Source organism: Cellulosimicrobium sp. NPDC057862, from assembly GCF_042797035.1.
Taxonomy (GTDB): domain Bacteria; phylum Actinomycetota; class Actinomycetes; order Actinomycetales; family Cellulomonadaceae; genus Cellulosimicrobium.
Genome location: NZ_JBHVMH010000041.1, coordinates 1 through 1,269, shown reverse-complemented (window position 1 = coordinate 1,269; position 1,269 = coordinate 1). Strand labels below are relative to the sequence as shown.

2 protein-coding genes are annotated in these 1,269 nt (G+C 69.6%); both read right to left on the bottom strand.

What is annotated here, in order from left to right:
- Window positions 1-40: 40 nt before the first annotated feature.
- Window positions 41-919 (bottom strand): IS3 family transposase, encoded by an 879-nt coding sequence (locus ACFVN3_RS20825; RefSeq protein ID WP_378234866.1) that lies wholly within the window; start codon window positions 917-919, stop codon window positions 41-43.
- Window positions 916-1,203: a transposase gene (locus ACFVN3_RS20820; RefSeq protein ID WP_378234865.1), complete on the bottom strand. Its 288-nt coding sequence runs from the start codon at window positions 1,201-1,203 to the stop codon at window positions 916-918. Before ACFVN3_RS20820 ends, ACFVN3_RS20825 begins: the two co-directional genes overlap by 4 nt.
- Between the last annotated feature and the right edge of the window lie 66 nt (window positions 1,204-1,269).

Sequence of the window (1,269 nt, the reverse complement as noted above, 5' to 3'; positions counted from 1 at the left end):
GGAGCCTGACCCGGTTTCCCGGACAGGTTCTGTTGGTTGATCATGCCGCGAGGTCGGCGGCGGTGTGAAGGGTTTCGAACTCGGTGGGGCTGCGGTAGCCGAGTCCGGAGTGTCGGCGCACGGGGTTGTAGAAGCCTTCGATCCACTCGAAGATCGCGGACGCGAGTTCGGTGCGCGTGGCCCATGGCTGCTGGCGGTCGAGGAGTTCGCGCTGCATGGTCGACCAGAACGACTCGATCATCGAGTTGTCCACGCTCGAGGCCACCCGGCCCATCGATCCGAGCAGCCCGGCCTCGCGCAGACGGTGACCGAAGATCCACGAGGTGTACTGACTGCCCCTATCGGCGTGGACGATGGTCCCCGGGGCAGGGCGGCGTCTCCAGCGGGCCATCTCGAGCGCGTCGACGACAAGCTCGGAGCGCATGTGGTCGGCGATCGACCAGCCCACGACCTGGCGGGTGAACACGTCCAGGACCGCGCAGCAGTACACCCGCCCTTCGCTGGTGGGGTGCTCGGTGATGTCGGTGCACCACAGCCGATCCGGGCCGCTGGCGGTGAAGTCGCGGCGCACCAGGTCTTCGTGCGGCGCCGGTGCCGGACGGTGGCCTCGGCGTTTGCGTCGGTGACACACCCCGACCAGACCCGCGTCGCGCATCAGGCGTGCTACGCGCTTGCGCCCGCACCGGATCCCCAGCCCCAACCGGAGCTCGGCATGCACCCGCGGGGCACCGTAGGTCGCCCGCGACGCCTGGTGGATCCGGGTGATCGTCGCGGCCAGCGCCTCGTCGCAGACCGCCCGCGCCGAAGGCGCGCGCTGGTCGGCTTCGTAGAAGCCTGAGCGAGAGATGCCCAGCACCCGGCACGTCACCGCGACGGGCACCCCGTCGCCGGCGAGCTCGCGAACGAGCCGGGCACTCATTTTGGGAGCACGTTCTCCCGGGCGAAGTATGCCGACGCCCGCTTGAGGATCTCGTTCTCCATCTCCAGCACCCGAGTCCGACGACGCAGCTCGACCAGCTCCTTGCGCTCCTCGGACGTCAGGCCCTCGCGCCGACCCGCGTCGACATCGTCCTGGGCCATCCACCGCCGCAGGCACGACTCGCTGATCCCCAGATCCTTCGCGACCTGCCGCACCGGCGCATCACCGCGCCGGGCCAGGTCCACCGCTCTGCGCCGGAACTCCGGCGGCTTGGCTGCAGGCATCACGGACTCCTCTCCCGAGGCGATCATCGCCTCAGATCAGGTGTCCGGGAAAGCGGGTCAGGCTCC

Coding starts and splice junctions, on each gene's coding strand:
- ACFVN3_RS20825 (WP_378234866.1), bottom strand. CDS start 919: ATGAGTGCCCGGCTCGTTCGCGAGCTCGCCGGCGACGGGGTGCCCGTC.
- ACFVN3_RS20820 (WP_378234865.1), bottom strand. CDS start 1,203: ATGCCTGCAGCCAAGCCGCCGGAGTTCCGGCGCAGAGCGGTGGACCTG.